This is a genomic window from Streptomyces sp. NPDC127106, from assembly GCF_042677605.1.
In the GTDB taxonomy this organism is placed as follows: Bacteria; Actinomycetota; Actinomycetes; order Streptomycetales; family Streptomycetaceae; genus Streptomyces.
Window position 1 is genome coordinate 4,722 of record NZ_JBHXTC010000024.1, and the last position, 21,812, is coordinate 26,533.

The following is a 21,812-nucleotide window of genomic DNA, read 5'->3' on the forward strand; positions in this document are numbered from 1 at the left end:
GGCCCCCGGCGGGGCGGGCGCGGTGGGTGCGGGCGGGTCCGGGGCGGCGGCGGGGGGGTGGGGCCACGGGCCGGTTCGTGCCCGTGGGGCTGTCAGCCCTTGGCGATCTCCCAGAAGCGGAAGACGGTGGAGGCGTCCAGCGACCACTGCAGGCCGGTGACGTTCTGGCGGGTCACCGCGTACTGCTTGCTCTGCCACAGGGGCAGGAGCGGGATCTCGTCGGCGACGATGTCCTGGAGGCGGGTGTAGTCGGGCGTGGCCGCGGTGCGGTCTGCCTTGGCGGCGGTCGCCGGGATGATCGTCCCGGTGATCTCCTTGTTGTCGTAGTTGTTGCGCAGGACGTTCTCCGGTCCGAAGAACGGCTGCGTGAAGTTGTCGGCGTCCGGGAAGTCGGGGACCCAGCCGCGGACGTACACGCCGTACTTGCCGGCGTCGATGTCCTTCTCGTACTGCTCGTACTCGACGGACTTGACCTCGGCGTCGAACAGGCCGCTGTCGTTGAGCTGCTTGGCGATGAGCTGCATCTCCTGGTCCGTGGCCGGACCGTAGCGGGTGGGCGTCGAGTACAGGGTGATCTTCACCTTGTCCTTGATGTTGGCCGCGCGCAGGACGGCTTCGGCCTTCTTCGGCTGCGGGGCGCCGCCGTAGCGGTCGAAGAAGGCGGTGGTGTGCGAGCCGATGCCGGCCGGGATGACCGAGTACAGCGAGGTGGCGGTGCCCTCGTAGACGTCCTTGACGAGCGCCTCGCGGTCGATCAGGTAGGCGATGGCCTTGCGGACGGGGAGCTTTCCGACGACCTCGTCCTTCATGTTGAAGACGAGGTGCTGGACCTCGGCGCCGGTGCCCTGGACGACCTCGACGTTGTTGTTGCCGGTCTTGGTGGAGGACAGGCTGGCGATGTCCTTGGCGGCGAGGCCGCGGAAGGCGAAGTCGACGTCGCCGCTCTCCAGGGTCTTCTTCAGGGCGGCCTGGTCGTGGTTGAAGAACTTGAGGGTGACGCCGGTGTTCTTCGCCTTGGCCTTGCCCGTGTAGGACTCGTTGACCGAGAAGTTGGCGCTCTTCTCGTTCATGGAGTCCAGCTTGTAGACACCGGAGCCGATGGCCTTGTTGTCGGTGCGGAGCTTGTCGGCCGGGTACTCGCTGCTGTCGACGATGGAGCCGGCGCCCGAGGCGATCTTGCTGGGGAAGGTCGCGTCGGAGGTCTTGAGGCGGAAGACGACGGTCTTTTCGTCGGGGGTGTCGATGCCGGCGATCGACGACAGCATGACGGCGGGGCCGTTCGGGTCGTTGATCTTCAGCGTGCGCTCGAAGGAGAACTTCACGTCCTTCGAGGTGAGCGCGTGGCCGTTGCTGAACTTCAGGCCGGCGCGCAGGGTGCACTTGAACACCTTGCTGTCGCCGCCCTCGAAGTTGCAGGCCTGGGCCGCGTCGGGCTCCGGCGTGGTGCCGCCCTTGGGGAAGCTCAGCAGCGACTGGAAGACGTTGTTGAAGAGCAGCCAGGAGCCCGGGTCGTAACCCGAGGCGGGGTCGGTGGACTTCACCTTGTCGGATATGCCCATGACGACGCCCTTGCCGCCCTCGGCGGCGGGGCCATCGGTCGAACCGCAACCGCTGAGCAGCGCGGCGGCGGTGGCTGCGCCGAGCGGGGCTGCCAACCACTGGTTACGTCTCATCGCACGAACGTCCTTCACAGTCTTGCTGAATCGTTGCGCCGGCCTGCGACACCCGCCGCCGGTTCTGCCGGTCTCAGCCGCTGACACCGCGGCCGAGCTCCCACAGCTGGAGGTCGGAGATGGCGTTGACCGACCACTCCACTCCGGTGATCCCGTCGCGTGCGGCGACGTACTGCTTGCCCTGCCACAGGGGCAGGACGGGCACGTCCTCGGCGACGATGTCCTGCATCTCCGAGATCGCGGGGCCGGCCACGTTGCGGTCGACGGCCTTGCGGGACTCGGGGATGAGCTTGGTGCGCACCGCGCTGTTGGCGTACGGCGTGCCCAGGAAGTTGTCCTGCTCCAGGAAGGGAGCGAGGAAGTTGTCGGGGTCCGCGTAGTCGGGGAACCAGCCGAGCCCGTAGGCGGCGTAGTCGCCCTTCTTCTGCGCGGGGCGGAACTCGGTCCAGTCGGAGCCCTGGACGGTGATGTCGAACAGCTGGGTGGAGTTCAGCTGGTTCTTCAGCGTCTCGAACTCGGCTGCCGTGCCGTCGCCGTAGTGGTCCTTGGTGTAGTTCAGCGTCAGCTTGACCGGGGTCTTGATGCCGGCGTCCTTGAGCAGGGCGGCGGCCTTGGCGGTGTTGGCCTCGCCGTACTTGTTGCGGAACGAGTTGACGTGGCCGGCGACGGAGGTGGGGACCAGCGAGTACAGCGGCTGGGCGGCCTTGCCGTACACCTTGGAGATGATGGCGTTGCGGTCGACGGCGGCCGCGAGGGCCTGGCGTACGGCCTTGTCCTTGACGACCGGGGCCTCGGTGTTGAAGCCGATGTAGCGGATCTCCAGGCCGGGCATCTGGGTCAGCTTGACGCCCTTGGGGGCGTTGGCGGAGAACTCGGTGATCTGGGCGGGCGACAGGGTGCGGGAGACCATGTGGATGCGCCCGTCGGTGAGCGCCTTGCCCATGGCCGCGGAGTCGGTGAAGGTGCGCAGTTCGACCTTGTCGTTCTGCAGCTTCAGGTCGCCCTTGTAGTTCGGGTTCTTGGTGAACACGGCGCGGACGAGGTGGTCGCCCTTGACCTCGGCCTTCATCGTGTAGGGGCCGGAGCCGTCGACGGTGAAGCCCCCGCGGAGCTTCTTGGCGTCGTAGTTCTTCTCGCTGATGATGCCGGCGGCGGGCGTGGCGAGCTTGTACGGGAAGGTCGCGTCCGGGGCGTTCAGGTGGAAGACGACGGTGTCGGCGCTCTTGACCTCGACGGTGTCGATGGTGGACAGCAGCGACGAGGGGCCGTTCTCGGCGTTGATGGCGCGGACGCGGTCGATGGAGAACTTGACGTCCTTGGCCGTGAGCGGCTCGCCGCTCGCGAACTTCAGGCCGGGCCGCAGGGTGCAGCGGTAGCTCTCGTTGCCGTTGTCGGTGAAGCGGCAGTCGGAGGCCGCCTCGGGGACAGGCTGGCCGCCGCCGCGGGGGGTGTGCATCAGGGTCTGGACGGTCTGCCGCAGGACGTTCCAGGCGCCGGCGTCGTAGGCGTACGCCGGGTCGAACGGTGCGGGGGCGTAGTCCGCCGCCTCGTACCGGTCGGTGGTGCCGACGACGATCGCTCCGGTTCCCGCTCCTTGCCCCGTCGCGCTGCCGCAGGCGGCGAGCGCGGGGGTGAGCAGTCCGGCCGCGGCCGTCAGCACCAGGGTCTTGCGGTTCATGCTGGAAGTACTCCCTTGACCGGCACTTGTTCAAAGCGGCGTAGAGGGCACCTCGCGACGGTCGCCCGTTCAGGGCGGAACGATCGGGCCGGTTTTATGACGATCGGTCCACACAGTCCCGACACAGGGGTATGCGTCCTGGACTGCTGCGGTGCGGCGGAGTGCCCGCGTCGACATTAGTGGCCTATGAGGGGATGGCTTGAACTGGCAGGACTTGGGGTGTAATCGCACGGTGATGGGAGCGGACTGCCTGTCAAGGGCGGGGGCGCCCCAGATGGGGGCAGGAGATCACCAATCCGGACACAAGGGAACCTTGCCGAGCCCCTGGACAGGTCGGTCGGGGGCGTTTCGGGTGACGAAGGTCACCCGCCCTGGGGGCCACGGAAAGGATGGAATTCCGGCCGCCCGGCCATGGAACGAAAGATCCTTCCGTCGGCCGGTGGTGGGGGGGTCCGGTCGGTACGGAACGGAGCGTGTGCGGTCCGTTCAGCGGGGTGAGGGGCGGCCGCAGGAATCAGTTCATCGGGGTGATGAGGGCCCGCAGGAAGGGGAGGTCCACGTCCTCCAGGGAGCGGACGACGGTGCGCCCGGGGGCGGGGGCGATGAGACCCACCGAGGGGACGGCGACGACGCGGCAGCCGGCCGCCTCCGCGGCCGCCACGCCGGTGGCGGTGTCCTCGATGACGGCGCAGCGGGAGGGGTGGGCGCCGAGGGTGCGGGCGGCCAGGAGGTAGGGGTCGGGGTGCGGCTTGGTGCGCGGCACCTCGTCGCCGGCCACGGTCAGGGCGAAGCGTTCGGGGCCCAGGGAGCGCAGGACGCGGTCGATGACCCGCCGGTGGGAGGCGGAGACGAGGGCCGTGGGCACGTTGTGCCGGGCCAGCTCGGACAGCAGCCGCTCGGCGCCCGGCATGAGCGGCACCCGGTCGGCGATGCGGGCCTCGAAGCGCTCGTTGAGCAGCACGCTCAGTTCGGCGAGGTCGATGACGACGCCGGTGGCCTCGATCAGGAACCCGAGGCTCCGGCTCATCGGCCCGCCGACGACGACGTCCCGCCAGGATTCCTCCAGCTGGTGGCCGAGCTCGGCGAAGACGTCCACTTCGGCGTCCCACCAGAAGCCCTCGGTGTCGACCAGCGTCCCGTCCATGTCGAGCAGCACCGCCTGCAGGGCCGAGCCGTCGGCCGTACGGGCGATGGAGACGGGAACGGTGCTGGTCATGCGCACACCTCTCGGAAGGGACGAGAAGGCCGGTCACCTCTTCCCGCGGGGGCGTGTCCCCGGGGAACAGGCGACCGGCCTGTATGGGACCGACTAGTGTACGTCGATCTGCCTCATCGTGCGTTGAAATACTTCGCTTCGGGGTGGTGGATGACGATCGCGTCGGTGGACTGCTCCGGGTGGAGCTGGAACTCCTCGGAGAGGTGGACCCCGATCCGCTCGGGCTGGAGCAGGTCGGCGATCTTGGCGCGGTCCTCCAGGTCGGGGCAGGCCCCGTAGCCGAGGGAGAAGCGGGCGCCGCGGTACTTGAGGGCGAACATGTCCTCGACGTCGGCCGGGTCCTCGCCGCCGAAGCCGAGCTCGGCCCGGACGCGGGCGTGCCAGTACTCGGCGAGGGCTTCGGCGAGCTGGACGGACAGGCCGTGCAGCTCCAGGTACTCGCGGTAGGAGTCCGACTCGAACAGCCGGGCCGTGGCCTCGCCGATCTTCGAGCCGACGGTGACGACCTGGAGGCCGACCACGTCGGTCTCGCCGGACTCCTCCGGGCGGAAGAAGTCGGCCAGGCACAGGCGGCGGCCGCGGCGCTGGCGGGGGAAGGTGAACCGGGTCCGCTCGTTGCCCTGATCGTCGAGGACGATCAGGTCGTCGCCCTTGGAGACGCACGGGAAGTAGCCGTAGACGACGGCCGCCTCCAGCAGGTTCTCCGTGTGCAGCTTGTCGAGCAGGCCGCGCAGCCTGGGCCGGCCCTCGGTCTCGACGAGCTCCTCGTAGGTGGCGCCGCCGGCGCGGGCCTGCTTCAGCCCCCACTGGCCCTTGAACAGGGCGCCCTCGTCCAGCCAGGACGCGTAGTCCTTCAGCGGGATGCCCTTGACGACCCGCGTCCCCCAGAACGGCGGAGCCGGCACCGGGTTGTCGACCGCGACGTCCGACCGGCCGCCCGGCTCCTCGGCCTCCTCCACCTGGAGCAGGGGCGTGTCGCGCTTGGCGACCCGGCGCTGCTTGAGCTCCGGCAGGGACGCGCCGGGGACGCCGCGCTTGACGGCGATCAGGGCGTCCATCAGGCGCAGGCCCTCGAAGGCGTCGCGGGCGTAGCGGACCTCGCCGTCGTAGATCTCGTGCAGGTCCTGCTCGACGTAGGCGCGGGTCAGCGCGGCGCCGCCGAGGATGACCGGGTAGGTGGCGGCCAGCTTGCGCTGGTTGAGCTCCTCCAGGTTCTCCTTCATGATCACGGTCGACTTCACCAGGAGCCCGGACATGCCGATGACGTCCGCCTTGTGCTCCTGGGCGGCCTCGACGATCGCGGAGACCGGCTGCTTGATGCCGATGTTGACCACGTTGTAGCCGTTGTTCGACAGGATGATGTCGACGAGGTTCTTGCCGATGTCGTGGACGTCGCCGCGGACGGTGGCCAGCACGATGGTGCCCTTGCCCTCCGCGTCCGACTTCTCCATGTGCGGCTCCAGGTGGGCCACCGCCGACTTCATCACTTCGGCGGACTGGAGGACGAACGGCAGCTGCATCTGACCGGAGCCGAACAGCTCGCCGACGACCTTCATGCCCTCGAGGAGGGTGTCGTTGACGATGTCCAGGGCGGGGCGGGTCTGGAGGGCCTCGTCGAGGTCGGCCTCCAGGCCGTTCTTCTCCCCGTCGATGATCCGTCGCTGGAGCCGCTCCTCCAGCGGCAGCGCGAGGAGCTCCTCGGCGCGCCCGGCCTTGAGGGACTTGGTGTTGACGCCCTCGAAGAGGGCCATCAGCTTCTGGAGGGGGTCGTAGCCCTCGCTGCGGCGGTCGTAGATCAGGTCCAGGGCGGTGGAGACCTGCTCCTCGTCGAACCGGGCGATCGGCAGGATCTTCGACGCGTGCACGATCGCGGAATCCAGGCCCGCCTTGACGCACTCGTCCAGGAACACCGAGTTCAGCAGGACGCGGGCGGCCGGGTTCAGACCGAAGGAGATGTTCGACAGGCCGAGCGTGGTCTGCACGGCCGGGTGCCGCTTCTTCAGCTCCCGGATCGCCTCGATCGTCGCGATGCCGTCCCCGCGGGACTCCTCCTGGCCGGTGCAGATCGTGAAGGTCAGGGTGTCGATGAGGATGTCGGACTCGCTGATCCCCCAGTTCTCCGTCAGGTCCGTGATCAGGCGCTCGGCGACGGCGACCTTGTGCTCGACGGTGCGGGCCTGGCCCTCCTCGTCGATGGTCAGGGCGATCAGCGCCGCGCCGTGCTCCTGGGCCAGTCGGGTGACCTTCGCGAAACGCGACTCGGGCCCGTCGCCGTCCTCGTAGTTGACGGAGTTGATGACCGCGCGGCCGCCCAGCTTCTCCAGGCCGGCCTGGATGACGTCCACCTCGGTCGAGTCCAGGACGATCGGGAGGGTCGACGCGGTCGCGAAGCGGCCCGCCAGCTCCTCCATGTCCGCGACGCCGTCACGGCCGACGTAGTCCACGCACAGGTCCAGCATGTGCGCGCCCTCGCGGATCTGGTCGCGGGCCATCTCCACGCAGTCGTCCCAGCGGGCCTCCAGCATCGCCTCGCGGAACTTCTTCGATCCGTTGGCGTTCGTCCGCTCGCCGATCGCCATGTACGAGGTGTCCTGCCGGAACGGCACCGTCTGGTACAGCGAGGACGCGCCCGGCTCGGGGCGGGGGTCACGGGCGACCGGGGCGAGGCCGCGGACCCGGTCCACGACCTGGCGCAGGTGCTCCGGGGTCGTGCCGCAGCAGCCGCCGACCAGCGACAGCCCGTACTCGCGCACGAACGTCTCCTGGGCGTCCGCCAGCTCGGGGGCGGTCAGCGGGTAGTGGGCGCCGTCCTTGGTCAGCACGGGCAGGCCGGCGTTCGGCATGCAGGAGAGCGGGATGCCGGCGTTGCGGGCCAGGTAGCGCAGGTGCTCGCTCATCTCGGCGGGGCCGGTGGCGCAGTTCAGGCCGATCATGTCGATGCCCAGCGGCTCCAGCGAGGTGAGCGCCGCGCCGATCTCGGAGCCCAACAGCATCGTGCCGGTGGTCTCCACCGTCACCGAGCAGATCAGCGGGACGGAGACGCCGAGGGCTTCCATGGCGCGGCGGGCGCCGATGACCGAGGCCTTGGTCTGGAGCAGGTCCTGGGTGGTCTCCACCAGCAGGGCGTCCGCGCCGCCCGACAGCAGGCCCTCGGCGTTGGTCTGGTAGGCGTCGCGGATCGTGGTGTACGGAATGTGGCCGAGGGTGGGCAGCTTGGTGCCCGGGCCCATGGAGCCCAGGACCCAGCGCTGCTGCCCGGTCCCGGTGGTGAAGGCGTCGGCGGCCTCGCGGGCGATCCGGGCGCCGGCCTCGGAGAGTTCGAAGTTGCGTTCGGGGATGTCGTACTCGCCGAGCGCGCTGAGGTTCGCGCCGAAGGTGTTGGTCTCCACGCAGTCGACGCCGACCGCGAAGTAGGCCTCGTGCACCGTGCGGACGATGTCGGGGCGGGTGACGTTCAGGACCTCGTTGCATCCTTCGAGCTGCTGGAAGTCCTCGAGGGTGGGCTCCTGCGCCTGGAGCATCGTTCCCATCGCCCCGTCGGCGACGACCACGCGGGTCGCCAGCGCCTCTCGGAGGGCATCGGCCCGGGTCTGGGTGTCTGCGGGCGGGTTCGGCAACGAGGCCATGAGAGCTCCCTGGGATGCGACGGCTGTCGGCTTTGCACCCTTGCTGTGTCAAGGGTGCACGCGCTCAGAGTAACCGCGCCTTCGCAACCCCGGTGAGGGTGTCCCACGTGGCGGACTGCATCCTGTGCCCGGGGGAGTCGGTCGGGTGTGCCCCGGGCGGCTTCGGCTTGAACATATGCCCAACCATGCGCAAGGTCGACATGGGCCGATAGTGTTCAGCATTGTCGAACTACGTCAGCAGGAGGCTGCGCACCATGGCACGGAACATCCAGTCGCTCGAACGAGCCGCTGCGATGCTGCGGCTCCTTGCCGGCGGTGAGCGCCGCCTCGGTCTCTCGGACATCGCGAGCGCCCTGGGGTTGGCCAAGGGCACGGCGCACGGGATCCTGCGCACCCTGCAGGCCGAGGGCTTCGTCGAGCAGGACCAGGCCTCCGGCCGGTACCAGCTGGGCGCGGAGCTGCTGCGCCTGGGCAACAGTTACCTGGACGTGCACGAGCTGCGCGCCCGGGCACTGGTGTGGACGGACGACCTGGCCCGGGCGAGCGGCGAGAGCGTGTACGTGGGCGTGCTGCACAAGAGCGGGGTGCTGATCATGCACCACGTCTTCCGCCCCGACGACAGCCGCCAGGTGCTGGAGGTGGGGGCCATGCAGCCGCTGCACTCCACGGCGTTGGGCAAGGTCCTGTCGGCGTACGACCCGGTCGCCCACACCGAGGCCCTGGAGGCCGAGCGCGCGGCGTTCACGCCGCGCACGGTCACCGACGGCGCGGGCTTCGAGGAAGTGCTCGACCTGACCCGGGCGCGCGGCTGGGCCGCGGACGTCGAGGAGACCTGGGAGGGCATCGCCTCGGTGGCCGCTCCCATCCACGACCGGCGCCGGATGCCGGTCGGCGCCGTGGCGGTGGCCGGCGCGGTGGAGCGTGTCTGCGGGGAGTCCGGGGAGCCGCGTGCCAACCTGGTGGCGTCGGTGCGCGACTGCGCGCGGGCCGTTTCCCGCGACCTCGGCGCGGGCCGGTTCTAGCCCTACACCTACATGCTTTCGGCCACTCCGTGGCCGTTTTCTGCCGCCTTGTCGCCATATTCCGGCCATCGGATGGCTTGTTTTGGTCGATCGCACTGCGTGGTAACGATCCGACACATTGGCCTAGCCAACCCTTGACGCGTTCTTCACCTGGGCGAAAAACTGCCGTTCATCGGTCGGCATTGTCGAACACCTACCGGCAATACGCGCTAGGGTGAGACAAGGCCAAGGACCGGTGAACCACTCACCGAGTGCGCGCACGCGGGCCGGGACGACCCCGTATCCGCGCACCCCTGGACGTAAGACAAAGGAGTCGCGGGTGTCCAGCTCCGACATCTTCCTCGGCGAGACCATCGGTACCGCCCTGCTCACCCTGCTCGGCGGTGGTGTCTGCGCCGCCGTGACCCTCAAGAGCTCCAAGGCCCGCAACGCAGGCTGGCTCTCGATCACCTTCGGCTGGGGTTTCGCCGTACTGATCGCCGCCTACGTCTCCGCCCCGCTCTCCGGTGCACACCTCAATCCGGCGGTCACCGTCGGCCTCGCAGTCAAGAACGGCGACTGGAGCGACGCTCCCGTCTACTTCGCCGGCCAGCTCCTCGGCGCCATGCTCGGCGCGGTCCTCATGTGGGTCACCTACTACGGCCAGTTCGCCGCCCACCTGGCGGACCCGGAGCACATCCGTGACGCCAAGCTCGGCCCGGAGGACCCCCACCCGCACGACGTGGCCGGCCCGGTCCTCGGGATCTTCTCCACGGGCCCCGAGATCCGCAACGTGGTCCAGAACCTGGCCACCGAGATCATCGGCACGGCCGTCCTGGTCCTGGCGATCCTGACCCAGGGCCTGCAGGACGACGGCAAGGGCCTCGGCGTCATCGGCGTCCTGATCACCTCCTTCGTCGTCGTCGGCATCGGCCTCTCCCTCGGCGGCCCGACCGGCTACGCCATCAACCCGGTCCGCGACCTCGGTCCGCGTATCGTCCACGCCCTGCTCCCGCTGCCCAACAAGGGCGGCTCCGACTGGGGTTACTCCTGGATCCCGGTGGTCGGCCCGCTCGTCGGCGCCGTCATCGCCGGCGGTCTGTACAACGTCGCGTTCGCCTGATCAGCACGGCCCCGCGCTCGTAAGATCCGCACCGCCCACCTGATTCCGCACTCTTCATAGACCTGCCAGGAGCAGCCACCATGACCAGCAGCACCGGCCCGTTCATCGCCGCCATCGACCAGGGCACCACCTCCTCCCGCTGCATCGTCTTCGACCGCGACGGCCGCATCATCGCCGTCGACCAGAAGGAGCACGAGCAGATCTTCCCGAAGCCGGGCTGGGTCGAGCACGACGCCAAGGAGATCTGGACCAACGTCCAGGAGGTCGTCGCCGGCGCCATCGCCAAGGCCGAGATCACCGCCGCCGACGTCAAGGCGATCGGCATCACCAACCAGCGCGAGACCACCGTCCTGTGGGACAAGAACACCGGCGAGCCGGTGCACAACGCGCTGGTCTGGCAGGACACCCGCACCGACGCCCTGTGCAAGGAGCTCGGCCGCAACGTCGGCCAGGACCGCTTCCGCCGCGAGACGGGCCTGCCGCTCGCCTCGTACTTCGCGGGCCCGAAGGTCCGCTGGCTGCTCGACAACGTCGAGGGCCTGCGGGAACGCGCCGAGGCCGGCGACATCCTCTTCGGCACCATGGACTCCTGGGTCATCTGGAACCTGACCGGCGGCGCCGAGGGCGGCGTGCACGTCACCGACGTCACCAACGCCTCCCGCACCATGCTCATGAACCTGCACACGCTCGCCTGGGACGAGCGCATCGCGGAGTCCATGGACGTCCCGCTGAAGGTCCTGCCCGAGATCAAGTCCTCCGCCGAGGTCTACGGCCACGTCAAGGACGGCGTCCTCGCCGGCGTCCCGGTCGCCTCCGCGCTCGGCGACCAGCAGGCCGCCCTGTTCGGTCAGACCTGCTTCGCCGAGGGCGAGGCCAAGTCCACCTACGGCACCGGAACGTTCATGCTCATGAACACCGGCGACAAGGTCATCAACTCCTACAGCGGCCTGCTGACCACGGTCGGCTACCAGATCGGCGACCAGAAGCCGGTCTACGCCCTGGAGGGCTCCATCGCCGTCACCGGCTCGCTCGTCCAGTGGATGCGCGACCAGATGGGCCTGATCAAGTCCGCGGCCGAGATCGAGACCCTGGCCCTGTCCGTCGAGGACAACGGCGGCGCCTACTTCGTGCCCGCCTTCTCCGGCCTGTTCGCCCCGTACTGGCGCTCCGACGCCCGCGGTGTGATCGCCGGCCTCACCCGGTACGTCACCAAGGCGCACATCGCCCGTGCCGTCCTGGAGGCCACCGCCTGGCAGACCCGCGAGATCACCGACGCCATGACCAAGGACTCCGGCGTCGAGCTGACGGCCCTCAAGGTCGACGGCGGCATGACCTCCAACAACCTGCTGATGCAGACGCTCTCGGACTTCCTGGACGCCCCCGTGGTCCGTCCGATGGTCGCCGAGACCACCTGCCTCGGCGCCGCCTACGCCGCCGGCCTGGCCGTCGGCTTCTGGCCGGACACCGACGCCCTGCGCGCCAACTGGCGCCGCGCGGCCGAGTGGACCCCGCGGATGCCCGCCGACCAGCGGGACCGCGAGTACAAGAACTGGCTCAAGGCCGTCGAGCGGTCCATGGGCTGGATCGACGAGGAAAACGCCGGCTGACCGCACCAGCCGACGAACCGATGAGGAGCTGAAGAGATCATGAGCACCCTGCAGAGCGTCCCCGCCCTGGGAACGCACCCGACCGCCGGCTCGAACGCGAGCCGCGCCGAGACCCGCGAGCAGCTGTCGAAGGCCACGTACGACCTGCTGGTCATCGGCGGCGGAATCCTGGGCACCTCGGTGGCCTGGCACGCCGCGCAGTCGGGTCTGCGGGTGGCCATGGTGGACGCCGGCGACTTCGCCGGCGCCACCTCCTCCGCCTCCTCCAAGCTCGTCCACGGCGGCCTGCGCTACCTGCAGACCGGCGCGGTCAAGCTGGTGGCCGAGAACCACCACGAGCGGCGGGTGCTGGCCAAGGACGTGGCCCCGCACCTGGTCAACCCGCTCACGTTCTACCTGCCGGTCTACAAGGGCGGTCCGGTGGGTGCGGCCAAGCTGGGCGCGGGCGTCTTCGCCTACTCCGCCCTCTCGGCCTTCGGCGACGGCATGGGCAAGGTCATATCCCCGGCCCGTGCCGTCGCCGACAACCCCGGTCTGAAGACGGACAACCTCAAGGCCGTCGCCGTCTACTACGACCACCAGATGAACGACTCCCGTGTCGCCGTCATGACGGTCCGCGCGGCCGTCGAGTCCGGTGCGGTCGTCCTCAACCACGCCGAGGTCACCGGCCTGCGCACGACGCGCGGCCGGGTCTCCGGTGCCGAGCTCAAGGACCGCCTCGACGGCACCGAGTTCGGCGTGGACGCCCGCGTCGTGCTCAACGCCACCGGCCCGTGGGTGGACCACCTGCGGCGCATGGAGGACAAGCACGCGCTGCCGTCGATCCGCCTGTCCAAGGGCGCGCACATTGTCATGAAGCGCAAGTCGCCGTGGAAGGCCGCCATGGCCACCCCGATCGACAAGTACCGCATCACCTTCGCCCTGCCGTGGGAGGACCAGCTGCTGCTGGGCACCACCGACGAGGTGTACGAGGGCGACCCGGCGGACGTGCGCGCCACCGAGAAGGACATCCAGCAGATCCTGGACGAGGCCGCCTTCTCCGTGAAGGACGCCGACCTGGACCGCTCCCTGATGACGTACGCCTTCGCCGGCCTGCGCGTGCTGCCCGGCGGCCCCGGCGGCGTCGAGAAGGCCAAGCGCGAGACGGTCGTCACCGAGGGTGCCGGCGGCATGCTGTCCGTGGCCGGCGGCAAGTGGACCACTTACCGCCACATCGGCCGGGTGGTCATGGACAAGCTGGCCAAGCTCCCGGGCCGGCCGCTGACCGACGACATGGAGCCGGTGAAGGCGCTGGTCCGCCGGGTCCCGCTGCCCGGTGTCGCCAACCCGAACGCGGTCGCCCACCGCCTGCTCGTGGACCGCGAGCCCGGCGCGCGCATGGACCCGCTGACCGCCCGCCACCTGGCCTCCCACTACGGCTCGCTCGCCTTCGACATCGCCCGCCTGGCGAACGAGGACCCGGCGCTGGCCGAGCGGATCCACCCGGACGGCCCGGAGATCTGGGCGCAGGTCGCCTACGCCCGCGACTTCGAGTGGGCCGAGACCGTCGACGACGTGCTGCGCCGCCGTACGACGGTGACCATCCGCGGCCTGGACGACGACGCGGTCCGCGGCCGCGTCGAGGAGATGCTGGGCCGCAAGGCATAGCCTCCCGCAAGGTGGGGAAGAGGGGCGGTTCCGAGGGGAACCGCCCCTCTGTCGTGGGCTGTGGCCGCCGTCCCCACAAGGCTTAGGCTGGCCCACGTACACAAGGAACTTGGGAAGGAGACCTGGGTGATCGAGCTTGAGGGCGTGCCCGAGCTGATCGACCCGGTCATGGTGGCCGCGTTCGAAGGCTGGAACGACGCGGGTGACGCGGCCTCCGGTGCGGTCGCGCACCTGGACCGGGAGTGGAAGGGGGAGGTCTTCGCGGCGCTCGACGCCGAGGACTACTACGACTTCCAGGTCAACCGGCCCACGGTGTGGCTGGACAACGGGGTACGGAAGATCACCTGGCCGACGACGCGGCTGTCCGTGGTGCGGATCGGCGGCGCCAACCCGCGCGACCTCGTGCTCGTACGGGGCATCGAACCGTCGATGCGGTGGCGGTCGTTCTGCAACGAACTCCTCGGCTTCGCCCACGAACTGGGCGTCGAGATGGTGGTCATCCTCGGCGCCCTGCTCGGCGACACCCCGCACACCCGTCCGGTGCCGGTCAGCGGCGTCACCTCGGATCCCGACCTGGCGCGGACGATGCACCTGGAGGAGACCAAGTACGAGGGCCCGACCGGCATCGTCGGCATCCTTCAGGAGGCCTGCACCCACGCCGGCGTCCCCGCCGTGTCCCTGTGGGCGGCGGTCCCCCACTACGTCTCCCAGCCGCCCAACCCGAAGGCCACGCTCGCCCTGCTGAACCGGCTGGAGGACCTGCTCGACCTGCGGATCCCGCTCGGCGAGCTGCCCGAGGACGCGCGGGCCTGGCAGCTGGGGGTCGACCAACTGGCCGCGGAGGACAGCGAGGTCGCGGAGTACGTCCAGACGCTGGAGGAGGCGCGGGACACCGCGGACCTGCCGGAGGCGTCCGGGGACGCCATCGCCCGGGAGTTCGAGCGGTACCTGCGGAGGCGGGATCCGGGGGCGGAACCGGGGCCCGGCGGGGCCGCGGGGGACGGGTCGTACCTGCGGGACACCTCGTCCGGGCGGACGCGGCCGCCGCGGCGGGCCGCGGACCCGGACCGCGAGCCGGACCCGGAGTCCGGGCCCGGACAGGAGCCGGGGGGCGACGACGCCGCGGGCCCGGCGGAGCCACCCCGGCCGTAGCCCCACGAGGGGGTCGGGGCTCCGCCCCCGCCCCCCCTTTCCGGGCGCTGCGCGCCCGGTGGGGGCAGCCCCCGTTGCGCCCCGGCCCGCGGAGGCGCGAGGCGGCAGGGGGCTGCGCCCGCGGGGGTTACAGGGCTACGCCGAGGAGGGCGTCCACCGTGCGGGTGACCACGCCCGGGGCCCCGGTGTCGGTGCCGTCGGTGGCGTTCTGGGCGTCCACCCAGCGGTCCACGGCGGCGAGGGCCGCCGGCGCGTCCAGGTCGTCGGCGAGGGCCTCGCGGACCTCCTCGACCAGTGCGTCGGCCGGAATGCCGTCCGGGCGGGACACGGCCGCGCGCCAGCGCGCCAGGCGGGCCTCCGCGTCCGCGAGGACCTCGTCCGTCCACTCCCAGTCCGCGCGGTAGTGGTGCGCGAGCAGGGCGAGGCGGATCGCCGCCGGGTCGACGCCCGCCCGCCGCAGGGCGGAGACGAAGACCAGGTTGCCCTTGGACTTCGACATCTTCTCGCCGTGCAGGGCAACCATGCCCGCATGGACGTAGGCCTTGGCCATCGGGAACTCGCCGGTCAGGACCTGTGCGTGCGAGGCGCCCATCTCGTGGTGCGGGAACGCCAGGTCGGATCCGCCGCCCTGGATGTCGAAGCCCATGCCCAGGTGGTCCAGGGCGATGGCCACGCACTCGATGTGCCAGCCGGGGCGGCCCCGGCCGAGGGATGCGCCGTCCCAGCTGGGCTCGCCGTCGCGGGCGGCCATCCACAGCATCGGGTCCAGCGGGTTCTTCTTGCCCGGGCGGTCCGGGTCCCCGCCGCGCTCCGCGGACAGCAGGCGCATGGCCTGCGCATCGAGGTTCGACACGCCGCCGAAGTGCGTGTCGGACTCCACGGAGAAGTAGATGTCGCCGTCCAGCTCGTACGCCGCGCCCGCGTCCCGCAGCCGCTCCACCAGCGGCACGATTCCCGGTATGGCCTCGACGGCGCCGATGTAGTGCTGCGGGGGCAGGATCCGCAGGGCGGTCATGTCCTCGCGGAACAGCGCCGTCTCGCGCTCCGCGAGCTCGGTCCAGTCGTGGCCGTCGCGCAGCGCCCGTTCCAGGAGGGGGTCGTCGACGTCCGTGACGTTCTGTACGTAGTGAACCTGCCGCTTGGTGTCGAGCCACACGCGCTGCACGAGGTCGAACGCGTTGTAGGTCGCCGCGTGACCGATGTGGGTCGCGTCGTACGGCGTGATGCCGCAGACGTAGATGCGGGCGACGGGCCCGGGGTCGAGGGTGATCTTCCCCCGGGTCGCGGTGTCGTGGATCTGGAGGTCGCGGCCCTTGCCGGGAAGGGCGGGGACCTCAGAAGCGGGCCAGGCATGCATGTGTCGAGCCTAACCGGACGCCTGTTCCGCCAACGAACCGGACCAGCACTGTTGGCCGAATAGGCACTCTTGCGGTCCCCTCGGCCGTGTGCGTGCCGGGTCCGACCTGTTCAGACGGGGGGCCAGGGGATCGCCGGCCACTGCCCGGAGGGCTCGGGGTGCACTCCGGTGCGCCGCAGATGGGCCACGCGGGCCCGTACGGCGGCCAGCTCGGCAGGGGTGATCAGTTCGGCCAGCCGGGTGGCCAGCGGGGCCCCGGCGGCGAGCTGCCGCTCCAGGCCGGTCAGCACCTCGCGCGCTTCGTCCGTCAGGGGTTCGCCCGCCCAGCCCCACAGCAGGGTGCGCAGCTTGTCCTCGACGTGGAAGGTCACTCCGTGGTCGATGCCGTAGAGCCGGCCGTCGGGTGCGGACAGCAGGTGGCCGCCCTTGCGGTCGCCGTTGTTGATCACGGCGTCGAGGACGGCGAGGCGGCGTAGCCGCGGGTCGTCGGCGTGGACGAGGAGGGCGGTGCGGCCCTCCCCGATGTCGGCGAAGGCGACCGGTTTCCAGCCCTCCCCCGCCTCCACGCCCTCGACGAGGGCGAGGAGGCCGTCCGACCCCGGGGATCCGACGGCGTCACCGGACGCGTCGGCCCCCTCGGACGTGCCGGACGCGCCGGACGCATCCGACGCCTCGGACTCGATCCACTGCTGGACCATGCCCTCCCCGTACGGGCCGTCGCGCAGCACCGTCGGCGGCACCAGGCCCCAGCCGGTGGCCTCGGAGACCAGGTAGGCGGCCACCTCCCGGCGGGCGAGGTTGCCGTCGGGGAAGTCCCACAGCGGGCGCTCGCCCTTGACCGGCTTGTACACGCAGTCGGCGCTCGCGCCCCCGTAGGCCGCCGTGCACAGCAGGACGGCGTTGGACGCGCCGGAGATCCGGCCGACGACCGTCAGCTCGCCCTTGGCGAGCAGTTCTTCCCGCTCCCCCGTGGTGTTCACACCTGGCGCCGGTAGCCGTTCTGGCGCGGGCACACGTGCCCCTCGGGGTCCAGCGGCAGGCTGCACAGCGGGCACGGCGGCCGGCCGGCGTTGACGACGTCCAGGGCCCGCTTGGCGAAGGCCCGGGCCTGGGAGCCGGTGAGGCGGACCCGGAGCATCGGCGGGCCGTTCTCCTCGTCCTGGAGCAGCCGCTCCTCCGCCTCGGCGAGGTCCTCCTCGGAGTCGGCCTCGAGTTCCACCAGCGCCTGGGCCTCCACGATCATCCGCTGGTGCTCGCCGTCCCAGGCGAGCGCCATGGTGCCGACGCGGAACTCCTCCTCGACCGGGACGTCCAGGGGGGCCGTGTCCGCGGCCTCGGCGGGGGCCACGGCCGGGACCGGCGCGTTGCCGCCGGTGCGCCGTACGACCTCGTCCAGCAGTTCGTCCATCCGCTCGGCGAGCGCCGCGACCTGGGTCTTCTCCAGGGAGACGCTGGTGACGCGGTGGCCGGCGGAGGCCTGCAGGAAGAACGTACGGCGTCCTGGCAGACCGACCGTGCCGGCCACGAAGCGGTCCGGCGGGTCGTAGAGGAACACCTGACGGGGCACGTCCAGTCTCCAAGTCTGGGGGTCCCCCCGGACGGAGTCTGGGGGAGGCAGGGGCGGGCGCAGGGGCAGGGGCGGGGTGGCGCCCATGTGTTGGCGCATCCACCCTACTGCGCCGTTCGATCACGCCGCTCCCGCGCCGCCGCCCACGACGGCGTTCCCGTCGTCCTCGGTGGCCGCCTCGAAGGTCTCGGTGTCGGCCGCGGCCGCGTCGGGTACGCGGGCGGGGCGCGGGGCGAGCGAGCCGAAGTCGCCGGTGTCGCCGAGCCGGAGCAGGAAGGGCCGGGTGGGCGTGTAGCGGACGGCGGTGACCGAGCAGGGGTCGACGTGGAGGCGCTGGAAGAGGTCCAGGTGCATGCCGAGGGCGTCCGCCACCAGGGCCTTGATGACGTCCCCGTGCGAGCACATCAGGAAGACGGCGTCGCTGCCGTGCTCCTCCTCGACGCGGGCGTTCCACTCCCGTACGGCGTCCACGGCGCGTGCCTGCATCGCACGCAGCGATTCCCCGCCGGGGAAGGCCGCTGCCGACGGATGCTGTTGGACGATCTTCATCAGGGGTTCTTCGGCGAGTTCGGCGAGTTTGCGGTTCGACCAGTCGCCGTAGTGGCATTCGCCGATCCGCTCGTCGGTGTGCAGCGGCAGCTCCGGGCGCGCGGCGAGCAGCGGGGCGAGGGTCTCCCGGCAGCGCTGGAGCGGGCTGGTGACGGCGGCGGCGAGGGGCACCGCGGCCAGCCGGTCGGGGAGGGCCGCGGCCTGTTCCGCACCGCGCTCGTCGAGGGCCACGCCGGGCGTCCATCCGGCGAGCAGCCCTGCGGTGTTGGCGGTGGACCGCCCGTGTCGTACGAGGATCAGCGTGGCCATGGCGCCAAGGGTAGGGCCTGGCGTGTGCGAACAGGACGGGGCGGACGGGCCCGGATGCGGGGCCCGGATGCGGGGCCGGCGCGGGCGGGGCACAATGCCCGGCGTGATTGTCGACTGCGCGATGTACCGGAACGGCCGCCGCTCCGCTGCCCCCGAAGACTTCTCGGACGCCCTCGACATGGCCCGGGCGGCGGGCGACGCCTTCCTCTGGATCGGCATGCACGAGCCGACGGAGGAGGAATTCGAGCACGTCAGCCGCGAGTTCGGGCTGCACCGGCTGGCCGTGGAGGACGCGCTGACCGCGCACCAGCGGCCGAAGCTGGAGGTGTACGACGACTCGCTGTTCGTGGTCCTCAAGCCGGTGCTGTACGACGACGTCACGGACACGGTGACCGCGGGCGAGCTGATGGTCTTCATCGGCGACTCCTTCGTGGTGACCGTCCGGCACGGCGAGGGGGCGGCACTGGCCGCCGTACGGCGCCGGCTGGAGCTGGAGCCCGATGTCCTGCGGCACGGTCCGACGGCGGTGCTGTACGCGGTCTCGGACGCGGTGGTGGACCACTACATGGAGGTGGCCGACGAGCTCCAGGCGGACCTGGAGGAGCTGGAGGCCGACGTCTTCGCGCCGGCCGGCCCGGACCCCCGGAACACCGCCGCCCGGATCTACGGCTTCAAGCGGCAGGTGCTGGAGTTCCGGCGGGCGGCGAGCCCGCTGCTCCAGCCGATGGACCGGCTCGCCTTCGGGAACGTGCCGTTCGTGCACGGGCCCGCGCAGCCCTTCTTCCGCGACGTCGCCGACCACCTGGCCAAGGCGAACGAGCACGTGGAGGGCCTCGACCGGCTGCTGTCGGACGCGCTGTCCGCGCACCTGGCGCAGGTCGGCGTCCGGCAGAACGACGACCTGCGCAAGATCTCCGCGTGGGCGGCGATGGCGGCCGTCCCGACCATGGTGGCGGGGATCTACGGGATGAACTTCGACCTGATGCCGGAGCTGCGGCACCCGTGGGGCTATCCGGCGGTGCTCGCGGTGATGGCGGCGGCCTGCCTGGGCCTGCACCGGCTGTTCAAGACCCGCGGCTGGCTGTAGCCGCGCCCCGCCGCAGGGCTGGCTGGGCTGGGCTGGGCTGGGCTGGGCTGGGCTACGCGTACCCGGGCGCGGGGGCGGGTGCGCCGCCGAGGGCGTTGCGCCGCTCCGGCAGGCGCAGGCTGATCATGCGGTGCCAGCCGGCGAACCGCTCGTACGCGTACATCCCGCGGATCCCGGCGGCGAGCGCGGCCGATTTGGGTGCGGGCCAGTGCAGCAGCCGGCCCATGTGCGCCATGACGGCGAGGCTCACGTCCCGGTAGATGGCGATCTCGGCGAGGGCGCTCTCGCGCAGCACCTGCTGGATGGTCCTGCCGTGCCCCTTGCGGGCGAGGCGCAGCAGTTCCTCGTGGCAGTAGGAGAGGTGGTCGTCCTCGTCGTGACTGATCATGCGGATGGCCTTGCCGACGAGGGGGTGGTCGCCGAAGTGCCGGACGAGCGTGTCCATCTGGTCGGCGGCGCGCTGTTCGGTGACCCGGCTGTGCGCGAGGTAGACGACGACGTCCTCCTCGGTCAGCCGCTCCTCGGCGCGCAGCTTGGCGTGGGCGAGGCCGATGCCGCGCTGCTCCAGCAGCATCGTGTAGTCGGTCTCGGGCGGTACGGGGACCGCGGGCAGGCCGCGCTTGCGCAGCAGGGCCTGGAAGATGCGGCCGTGCTTGTCCTCGTCGGCGCCGTGCCGGGTGATCTTGGGGGCGAGATCGCGCATGCTGTCGGGTACCAGGGCCGCGATCCGGGCGTTCTCCCAGCCGCCCTGGTTCTCGCCGCTGGCGGCGATGGAGCAGAAGAGCTGGAAGGAGTCGTCGTTGTCGACGATCTCCTGGAACAGGCTGCGGGCAGAGAGCATGCATCGAGTCAACGGCCGATCCGGCACCCGGGCAACCGACAGGTCGCACTACTCGGCCGAATGAGCGAACCGCGGGGGTGAACCGGGGGCGTAACCCGGCGGACGCCGCGCGCGTTGTTGACTGTGTCGGCCGTGGCGGGGAAGACCCCCGAGCCCCCACCACGGCCGCAGGCTTCGGACGGTCCCCCGAGCGCCCCCGGGGGACCGAATCGGCTCCGAAGTCCGGTCCGTGCCGGCACTGTCCGGCCCGGATCGGTCCGGGCCGGATCAGGCGAGTCCGGCGCGCTCCAGGGCCTCGGTGCCGGCGCGCAGGGCCGTGAGCCGCTCGTCCAGGGTGAACCCGGCCGGGGCGAGGGTGAGGGTGGTGACCCCGGCTTCGGCGTAGGCCCGCATGCCGTCCGCGATCCGGTCCACGGAGCCGAGCAGGGTGGTGGAGTCGATCAGGGAGTGCGGGACGGCCGCGGCGGCGCCCGCCTTGTCGCCCGCCAGGTACTTGTCCTGGATCTCGGCGGCTTCCTTCTCGTAGCCCATGCGCTGGGCGAGCTGGTTGTAGAAGTTCTGCTTCCGGCTGCCCATGCCGCCCACGTACAGGGCGGTGTACGGGCGGAACATGTCCGCGAGGGCGGTCACGTCGTCGCCGACGGCCAGCGGCACGGTCGGGCAGACGTCGAAGCCGTCCATGGTGAGCCCCGCCTTCTCGCGGCCCGCCCGGATGTGGGTGAGCGCGGTGGCCTCCAGGTGCTCGGCGGCGGGGAAGATCAGCAGGGCGCCGTCGGCGATCTCGCCGGTCTGCTCCAGGTTCTTCGGGCCGATGGCGGCGATGTACAGCGGGATGCGCTCGCGCTCCGGGTGCACGGTCAGCTTGATCGGCTTGCCCGGGCCGCCCGGCAGGGGAAGGGTCCAGTGTTCGCCCTCGTACGAGAGGCGCTCGCGGGTCATCGCCCTGCGGACGATCTCCACGTACTCGCGGGTCCGGGCGAGGGGCTTGTCGAACTTCACGCCGTACCAGCCCTCGGAGACCTGGGGGCCGGAGACGCCGAGGCCGAGCCGGAACCGGCCCTTGGTGAGGGAGTCCAGGGTGGCCGCGGTCATGGCGGTCATGGCGGGCTGGCGGGCCGGGATCTGCATGATCGCGGAGCCGACGTCGATCCGCTCGGTCTGGGCGGCGACCCAGGAGAGCACGGTCGGCGCGTCGGAGCCGTACGCCTCGGCGGCCCAGCACACGTCGTAGCCGAGGCGGTCCGCCTCCTGCGCCACGGCGAGGTTGTCCGCGTCCATGCCGGCGCCCCAGTAGCCGAGATTGATGCCGAGCCGCATGTGTCGTCCCCTTACCGGTTTACCGATCAGTAACGTTGCTGTGAGCAGGGACTGTAGCGCGC

16 protein-coding genes are annotated in these 21,812 nt (G+C 70.9%); 6 read left to right on the top strand and 10 right to left on the bottom strand.

The window, feature by feature from the left end:
* Positions 1-92 precede the first annotated feature (92 nt).
* The 4 genes from ACFVGY_RS20665 to metH form a co-directional block, all read right to left on the bottom strand.
* A complete protein-coding gene (locus tag ACFVGY_RS20665; protein ID WP_385679379.1) occupies positions 93-1,673 on the bottom strand; it encodes an ABC transporter substrate-binding protein in 1,581 nt (526 codons plus the stop codon).
* Between the two features lie 73 nt (positions 1,674-1,746).
* Positions 1,747-3,351 carry an ABC transporter substrate-binding protein gene (locus ACFVGY_RS20670; protein WP_385679382.1) on the bottom strand — a complete coding sequence of 535 codons (1,605 nt, stop codon included), beginning with the start codon at positions 3,349-3,351 and terminating at the stop codon, positions 1,747-1,749.
* A 514-nt stretch (positions 3,352-3,865) separates the two neighbouring features.
* Complete coding sequence (locus tag ACFVGY_RS20675) at positions 3,866-4,567, bottom strand: HAD family hydrolase (RefSeq protein WP_385679385.1); 702 nt, start codon at positions 4,565-4,567, stop codon at positions 3,866-3,868.
* 113 nt (positions 4,568-4,680) lie between these two features.
* Positions 4,681-8,193, bottom strand: a complete 3,513-nt coding sequence (metH, locus tag ACFVGY_RS20680) for a methionine synthase (RefSeq protein WP_385679388.1) — start codon at positions 8,191-8,193, stop codon at positions 4,681-4,683.
* A 254-nt stretch (positions 8,194-8,447) separates the two neighbouring features.
* Here metH and ACFVGY_RS20685 point away from each other — a divergent pair, with 254 nt between their 5' ends.
* From ACFVGY_RS20685 to ACFVGY_RS20705, 5 genes are all read left to right on the top strand, one after another.
* Entirely contained in the window at positions 8,448-9,215 is a 768-nt protein-coding gene (locus tag ACFVGY_RS20685; RefSeq protein ID WP_385679391.1) for an IclR family transcriptional regulator, read from the top strand.
* 319 nt (positions 9,216-9,534) lie between these two features.
* A complete protein-coding gene (locus ACFVGY_RS20690) occupies positions 9,535-10,317 on the top strand; it encodes an MIP/aquaporin family protein (protein WP_385679394.1) in 783 nt (260 codons plus the stop codon).
* Between the two features lie 80 nt (positions 10,318-10,397).
* Positions 10,398-11,924 (top strand): glycerol kinase GlpK, encoded by a 1,527-nt coding sequence (gene glpK, locus ACFVGY_RS20695; protein ID WP_385679397.1) that lies wholly within the window; start codon positions 10,398-10,400, stop codon positions 11,922-11,924.
* Positions 11,925-11,963: 39 nt separating this feature from the next.
* Positions 11,964-13,571: an FAD-dependent oxidoreductase gene (locus tag ACFVGY_RS20700; RefSeq protein WP_385679400.1), complete on the top strand. Its 1,608-nt coding sequence runs from the start codon at positions 11,964-11,966 to the stop codon at positions 13,569-13,571.
* Positions 13,572-13,697: 126 nt separating this feature from the next.
* The gene (locus ACFVGY_RS20705) at positions 13,698-14,723 is read left to right on the top strand and encodes a PAC2 family protein (RefSeq protein WP_385679403.1); all 1,026 of its coding nucleotides are present in this window, start codon (positions 13,698-13,700) and stop codon (positions 14,721-14,723) included.
* Between the two features lie 127 nt (positions 14,724-14,850).
* Here ACFVGY_RS20705 and mshC read toward each other — a convergent pair whose 3' ends face one another.
* From mshC to ACFVGY_RS20725, 4 genes are all read right to left on the bottom strand, one after another.
* Complete coding sequence (gene mshC, locus ACFVGY_RS20710) at positions 14,851-16,080, bottom strand: cysteine--1-D-myo-inosityl 2-amino-2-deoxy-alpha-D-glucopyranoside ligase (RefSeq protein ID WP_385679406.1); 1,230 nt, start codon at positions 16,078-16,080, stop codon at positions 14,851-14,853.
* A 110-nt stretch (positions 16,081-16,190) separates the two neighbouring features.
* Positions 16,191-17,093 (bottom strand): SCO1664 family protein, encoded by a 903-nt coding sequence (locus ACFVGY_RS20715; RefSeq protein WP_385679409.1) that lies wholly within the window; start codon positions 17,091-17,093, stop codon positions 16,191-16,193.
* Positions 17,057-17,647, bottom strand: coding sequence for a DUF3090 domain-containing protein (locus tag ACFVGY_RS20720; RefSeq protein WP_385679412.1), 591 nt, complete (start codon positions 17,645-17,647; stop codon positions 17,057-17,059). Before ACFVGY_RS20720 ends, ACFVGY_RS20715 begins: the two co-directional genes overlap by 37 nt.
* A gap of 120 nt (positions 17,648-17,767) precedes the next feature.
* On the bottom strand, positions 17,768-18,505 hold the full coding sequence (locus ACFVGY_RS20725; RefSeq protein ID WP_385679415.1) for a histidine phosphatase family protein: 738 nt from the start codon (positions 18,503-18,505) through the stop codon (positions 17,768-17,770).
* A 94-nt stretch (positions 18,506-18,599) separates the two neighbouring features.
* Here ACFVGY_RS20725 and ACFVGY_RS20730 point away from each other — a divergent pair, with 94 nt between their 5' ends.
* Positions 18,600-19,592, top strand: a complete 993-nt coding sequence (locus ACFVGY_RS20730; protein WP_385679418.1) for a magnesium and cobalt transport protein CorA — start codon at positions 18,600-18,602, stop codon at positions 19,590-19,592.
* Positions 19,593-19,644: 52 nt separating this feature from the next.
* Here ACFVGY_RS20730 and ACFVGY_RS20735 read toward each other — a convergent pair whose 3' ends face one another.
* Both ACFVGY_RS20735 and ACFVGY_RS20740 read right to left on the bottom strand, forming a co-directional pair.
* On the bottom strand, positions 19,645-20,433 hold the full coding sequence (locus ACFVGY_RS20735) for a ferritin-like domain-containing protein (RefSeq protein WP_385679421.1): 789 nt from the start codon (positions 20,431-20,433) through the stop codon (positions 19,645-19,647).
* 267 nt (positions 20,434-20,700) lie between these two features.
* Positions 20,701-21,750: an LLM class F420-dependent oxidoreductase gene (locus ACFVGY_RS20740; protein WP_385679424.1), complete on the bottom strand. Its 1,050-nt coding sequence runs from the start codon at positions 21,748-21,750 to the stop codon at positions 20,701-20,703.
* Between the last annotated feature and the right edge of the window lie 62 nt (positions 21,751-21,812).

Bases quoted from the DNA above. Each gene is read 5' to 3' on its own strand.
- ACFVGY_RS20665 (WP_385679379.1), bottom strand. From the start codon at position 1,673: ATGAGACGTAACCAGTGGTTGGCAGCCCCGCTCGGCGCAGCCACCGCC.
- ACFVGY_RS20670 (WP_385679382.1), bottom strand. From the start codon at position 3,351: ATGAACCGCAAGACCCTGGTGCTGACGGCCGCGGCCGGACTGCTCACC.
- ACFVGY_RS20675 (WP_385679385.1), bottom strand. From the start codon at position 4,567: ATGACCAGCACCGTTCCCGTCTCCATCGCCCGTACGGCCGACGGCTCG.
- metH (WP_385679388.1), bottom strand. From the start codon at position 8,193: ATGGCCTCGTTGCCGAACCCGCCCGCAGACACCCAGACCCGGGCCGAT.
- ACFVGY_RS20685 (WP_385679391.1), top strand. From the start codon at position 8,448: ATGGCACGGAACATCCAGTCGCTCGAACGAGCCGCTGCGATGCTGCGG.
- glpK (WP_385679397.1), top strand. From the start codon at position 10,398: ATGACCAGCAGCACCGGCCCGTTCATCGCCGCCATCGACCAGGGCACC.
- ACFVGY_RS20700 (WP_385679400.1), top strand. From the start codon at position 11,964: ATGAGCACCCTGCAGAGCGTCCCCGCCCTGGGAACGCACCCGACCGCC.
- mshC (WP_385679406.1), bottom strand. From the start codon at position 16,080: ATGCATGCCTGGCCCGCTTCTGAGGTCCCCGCCCTTCCCGGCAAGGGC.
- ACFVGY_RS20725 (WP_385679415.1), bottom strand. From the start codon at position 18,505: ATGGCCACGCTGATCCTCGTACGACACGGGCGGTCCACCGCCAACACC.
- ACFVGY_RS20730 (WP_385679418.1), top strand. From the start codon at position 18,600: ATGCCCGGCGTGATTGTCGACTGCGCGATGTACCGGAACGGCCGCCGC.
- ACFVGY_RS20735 (WP_385679421.1), bottom strand. From the start codon at position 20,433: ATGCTCTCTGCCCGCAGCCTGTTCCAGGAGATCGTCGACAACGACGAC.
- ACFVGY_RS20740 (WP_385679424.1), bottom strand. From the start codon at position 21,750: ATGCGGCTCGGCATCAATCTCGGCTACTGGGGCGCCGGCATGGACGCG.